Source organism: Prosthecobacter sp., from assembly GCF_020439865.1.
Classification (GTDB): Bacteria; Verrucomicrobiota; Verrucomicrobiia; order Verrucomicrobiales; family Verrucomicrobiaceae; genus Prosthecobacter.
Window position 1 is genome coordinate 1 of sequence record NZ_JAGRPF010000071.1, and the last position, 5126, is coordinate 5126.

4 protein-coding genes and 1 pseudogene are annotated in these 5126 nt (G+C 58.3%); 2 read left to right on the forward strand and 3 right to left on the reverse strand.

The window, feature by feature from the left end; translation table 11 throughout:
• Positions 1 to 876: pseudogene (locus KDL09_RS07335) on the forward strand (hypothetical protein); the annotation flags it as partial.
• 190 nt (positions 877 to 1066) lie between these two features.
• A complete protein-coding gene (locus KDL09_RS07340) occupies positions 1067 to 1780 on the forward strand; it encodes a hypothetical protein (protein ID WP_294383243.1) in 714 nt (237 codons plus the stop codon).
• Between the two features lie 130 nt (positions 1781 to 1910).
• On the opposite strand, the gene KDL09_RS07345 is transcribed toward KDL09_RS07340, so the two are convergent.
• The 3 genes from KDL09_RS07345 to KDL09_RS07355 all read right to left on the reverse strand — a co-directional run.
• A complete protein-coding gene (locus tag KDL09_RS07345) occupies positions 1911 to 3074 on the reverse strand; it encodes a sulfite reductase subunit alpha (protein ID WP_294383250.1) in 1164 nt (387 codons plus the stop codon).
• A gap of 65 nt (positions 3075 to 3139) precedes the next feature.
• A complete protein-coding gene (gene creC, locus KDL09_RS07350) occupies positions 3140 to 4567 on the reverse strand; it encodes a two-component system sensor histidine kinase CreC (protein WP_294383253.1) in 1428 nt (475 codons plus the stop codon).
• A partial coding sequence (locus KDL09_RS07355; RefSeq protein WP_294383256.1) for a winged helix-turn-helix domain-containing protein occupies positions 4564 to 5126 on the reverse strand: 563 nt, incomplete at its 5' end. The genes KDL09_RS07355 and creC, both read right to left, overlap by 4 nt.

Consider the following 5126-nt stretch of genomic DNA (forward strand, 5'->3'; position numbering starts at 1 on the left):
AATGCCACCGCCTTGTTCCAACCGACGGACGAAGACGGCGAACGCATCACCTACGTGCCGGCCATCCTGCGCAGCGCTGTGGTGAACTTCGACGACGCCAAACGCAAGATCACCGGCAAGAGCAGCATCACGCTCGTCAACGTCATCGACATCGAAAAGCAGAAGGTTCTGTGGGACAAGTTCGTGGACATTCCGAAGGACGTCGATCTGTCAAAGTTCGAATCCGAACCCGTCGCCAACGCCGCCTTTGCCGACCTCCCCGGCCCCGCGCTGAAGTCCAGCACCTACACCAGCATCAGCAAGGACTTCGAAGACTGGGTCTATTCGAATCACTCGCTCGAGGTCTTTTACAGCCCGCTGCTCGACGCGTATTCCAATCCTGGCGAGAAGCAGGACGAATTCAAAGCCCGCATCACCCAGACGACCCGTGAGAAGCGCGATGCCGCCATCGAGGAACTGCGCCAGAAAACCGAAAAGGCGCTCAAGTCCCTCGAAGCCAAGGCCGCCAAGGCCGAGCTCAAAGTCGAAACGCAAAAGTCCCAGGCCACGAGCGCCAAGCTCAGCACCGTCGTGCAGATCGGCAGCAGCCTCCTCGGCGCGTTCATGGGCCGCAAGTCAAGCCTGCTGAAGACGCGCACCATCAGCAGCGCCAGCCGCGTAATGCGCGAGTCCTCCGAAGCCAAAGCCGCCGAAGCCGAACTCGACCGCGTCAAAGCCGACATGGCCGAACTCGAACAGCAGACGGCCAACGAAACGCAAAAGATCCGCGATCAATACGACCCCGCCGTCCTCACCCTGGAGACCGTCAAGCTCACGCCCGTGAAGAAGAACATCCAGGTGACCGCGACGGGGATCTTGTGGCTGGCGAAGGCATAGTTGGCGTCAACTGCCAAAAACTTTCAGAGTGTGAAAGCACGTAGCCGACTACTAACCGTCGCTTATTCGGTCGTATTTTCCCCCTTGTTTCAAGATCCTTTTTTGTCACAGTCGCTTCGGATTCAAATCAAACCTTATGCACTCAAGCCATCTGATCCGCCTTTGGACATGTTTAATGAGCAGAATTCTCGTGATCCTCATTGTTGTCTCCGCCACACTTGGAACAGCTGCGGAAAACCAAGGTCTCGGCAGGGTGTTGAGTGGTGTCGATTGGAGAAAGTTGGCAAGCGCCATACCCGATGACCCCGAGTTCCAGTCCTCAGTGCGAGGAGTTTTTGGGGCATTAACCCCGGATGGACAGCGGAAGGTGACTGAATCGATTAATGGACTGCGTGAGGGGAAAGGCCCTTCAGTGACAGGCACACCAGTCGATACGTTAGTCGCCAAAAAACTGGCGCAAACGCTGAGCCCTGTGGTTTTTGATCCAGAATCAAAAAACCTCCTGACCGTTTTCGAAGCAAACGGCAGCCTTACCGAGCTATTGGATTCGATTGGTGGCAAGGCTTCGGCACCAACAACGATGATTCAACCGACTATTCAACCGACTTCTCGGACGCCAACAGCAAAGCAATCAGTCAACCCTGCATGGTTCGTCTCAAAGACCTGGGTGGCTGAGTCAGGAACGAAGTGGACCTTCAGCGAAGGAGGCGTTGGGGCGAAAGTCTTTGGAAATAACAATACTACCTTCACGTGGAAGCTCCAGAAATCTGGATTGGTAGAGGTTTTGGGAAGGGATACTCTCCAGTCTCCACCTCGCACATGGTTTGTGCAATTTCAGAGTGACTCTGAGGCATTGTATGGCACCGCTGAAAAAAACCTGCCCAATAAGATGCGTCCACAGTAGGTGGCACAGACTCAATGGTGCCAGCTACGGGATAACAATCACGCGAGAGCAATAATGACGACGGATGAGTAACGCCGTTACCCAATGTTCTGAAAACGCGGAGTAGCGTTTCTCGTTCCCTACCCTCGACTCAATACACATCCCGCCGATACCGCTTTGCATCCTTCATCGCCTGAACATAGGCGGCGGCTTCCTCGGGAGTTTTGCCGCCTTCTTTTTCAATGATGGTGTGCAGGGCCTTGTCCACGTCGTTGGCCATGCGGGAGGCGTCGCCGCAGACGTAGAAGATGGCGCCCTGCTCCAGCCAGGCCCAGAATTCGGCGCTGGCTTCGAGCATCTTGTGCTGGACGTAGATCTTCTCGGCCTGATCGCGGCTCCAGGCGGTGCTGAACTTCGTCAACGTGCCGTCGGCGAGATAGGCTTCAAATTCCTCCTTGTAGAAGAAGCAGGACTTCGCGCTGACTTCACCGAAGAACAGCCAGGCCTTGCCTTTGGCGTTCGTGGCTTTGCGTTCTTCAAGGAAGGCACGGAACGGCGCGATGCCAGTACCTGGGCCGCACATGATGATGGGCGTTTCTTCCTGCGGCTCGGGCAAGCGGAAACCTTTGCCGTGATTCACGAAGCACGGGATGAGCGTCTCATTGGGCGTCACGCGTTCGGCGAGGAATGAGGAACACACACCGGCGCGAGCACGGCCATGGCTGGTGTAGCGCACGGTGGCGACGGTGAGATGCACTTCATCCGGATGCGCCTTCTGGCTGCTGCTGATCGAGTAGAGCCGGATGTTCAGCTTCTTCTGCGTCAGCATGAATTCTTCCGGCGTGAACTTCGCCGTCGGGTTTTCGAGCAGCAGGTCGATCACGAAACGGCCCCATAGATAGTTCTTGAGCTCTTCCTTCCTCTCCGGCTGCGAAAGCTCGGCGAGCGGCGTGTTGCCGCCGGTTTTCTCGACGATGGCCTTGATGAGCTTGTTATCGATCTCGGTGATCAGCGTGCCTTCGATCAGCGCCTGCCGAATCGGCACCTCCGCCTGCGTTTTCGGATGCTTCACGATTTCCTCGCCGGAAAAACCGAGAGCCTTGAGCGTGTCATCAACGAGCGCCGGATCATTCGTGGGCTGCACAGCCAAAGAGTCACCCGGCGTGTATTCGAGACCGGAACCGGCGAGGTCGATTTCGTAATGCGCCGTGTGCTTGGGCGCGTCCGGGCCGGAGAGATCAAACATGCGCTTCACTCTCGCGATGCAGGGGTTCTTGACGTTGTAAACGGGCTTTCCGGCTTCGGGTGTGCTCATGATGGTTGGTTGTCGAGGTGCGCGAGACTAGGGAAGCCGGTCTGAGTTGTCAAACCTGCCGTCCCTCAGGCGGCGAGAATCAACATCGCTTTCGCCCCCGCCCCGCTTTCAAGATTTGTCAGTTCCACGCTGCCGCCATGCAGTTCGGCGACCTCTTTCACGAAACACAGGCCGAGTCCGGTGCTCTTTTTGCCGGTGTCAGGCCGGGGCAGCGAGTAAAAGCGCTCGAACACGCGTTCGCGCGCATAATCGGGAATACCAGGTCCGCGATCCTCGACTTCGATCACGCCTTTCGAGTCAAACCGGTAGCCGCGCACAGTCACGGCCGTGCCTTTGGGCGCAAAGTCGATGGCATTCTGAATGAGATTGCTCACCGCCAGTTCGATGAGCCAGGGATCACCTTCGACGAAGATGTCGTCGGTCACCTCACGCTTCAAGGTGACCTCGCGTGCCGCGGCGATGAGTGCGTGATGATCCCACGCACGGTCAATGATCTCGCCAAGGTTCACCGGCTCGCGATTCTCGAGAGACTTCTGCTTTTCGAGCGCGGCGAGATGCAGCAGGCGTTCGAGCAAATCGCGAAGCCGTCCGGCCTCGGCGCGGATGTTTTGCAGGAAACGGGCGCGCTTGGGCTCCGGAACGTCACCTTGCAGGATCTCGCTCGCGCCCAGGATCGCAGCCACCGGGCTCTTCAACTCATGCGTGAGGCTCTGGACATAATTCTCGACGTATTCGCGGCCTTCGAGCGCATCGCGCATGTCTTCGAGCGCCTTGGCCAGCGTCTTCATCTGATGGCCCGGCATGTGCGGCGAGGTGGAACGCTCGCCACGACTCACCGCGAGCGCGTGCTGCGTCAGAACCTCCAGCGGCCGCGTGGCCCAGCGTGCAGCGAGGTAAATGCCCAAGAGCATGAGAACAACCGTGGTGCCGATGGACCACTTCAGCCAGCGCTCCGTCTCCCACACAAAAGCCAGCACGCCGCGCTGGGGCTTGGCGACGCTGAGCATGCCGATCGTCTGACCATTCCGGATGATCGGCGCACCTACATACATCACGATCGAAAGGGGATCGTATTCGCTCGTGCGTGAGGACCGGGCACCGTATTCGCCCATCAAGGTCAGGTTCACGTCGCGATGATTCGAGATGGTGCCAGGCTTCTCGATGCCGGCCGAATCAAACAGCACCCGCCCCTGTGCGTCCGTGACATAGACCTGCATGTCCACCTTCGTCTTGTTGAGGTTGTAAATCTGTGCGTTCAGATCGCGACGTTGCGCGGCGCGGATGGCAGCCTCGACGATTTGCGGCTCCAAGATGCCATCTTTGGCCTGTGCACCGACGATTTCGGCCAGGATGTTCGCCACATCGACCATCGGCTCCTCGATGGCCTCAAAGTACTGCCGCTCCACGCGTCGGATGAGCTGCGAAAACAGAACGCTCAAGCCGACGATGGCGACGAGCGCGAATCCGACAAGAAAGCGTGCGGTGAGGCTCATGCGTCAGGCCAGGATTCGAGCAGCGAGTAGCCCATGCCGCGATGCGTGACGATCGGATCAAGCCCCTCACGCACGCCGCGCATGCGGGCGCGCAGGGTTTTGACATGCGTGTCCACCGTGCGCTCCATCGAGGCATCCGGCTCCTCGGACGCGTGATCCATGAGCTGCTCTCGGGAAAAAACGCGTCCTGGATGCGCCGCGAAAGCCTTCAACATGCGAAACTCGTAGCGCGACAGATTCATCGCCGTGCCGAAGTAAATCGCCTGACAGCGCACTTCATCGATGATGATTGGAATGGATGCATCGTGACCGTTTTGAGGCAGCGGCACCGATGACACACGACGCAGAATGGCACGAACGCGGGCGACGAGCTCACGTGGACTGAAGGGCTTCACGACGTAGTCATCGCCACCGATCTCCAGTCCCACCACACGATCCACTTCACTGGATCGTGCGGTGAGGAAGAGAACCGGCAGCGAACGGGTCTGACGGATCGTTTTGCACACCTCAAACCCGGTCATGTCCGGCAGTCCGACATCGAGGATGACGAGGTCGAAGG

What these genes read in the sequence shown, in the direction of transcription:
- creC (WP_294383253.1), bottom strand. Translation starts at nt 4,567, where the DNA reads ATGAGCCTCACCGCACGCTTTCTTGTCGGATTCGCGCTCGTCGCCATC.
- KDL09_RS07345 (WP_294383250.1), bottom strand. Translation starts at nt 3,074, where the DNA reads ATGAGCACACCCGAAGCCGGAAAGCCCGTTTACAACGTCAAGAACCCC.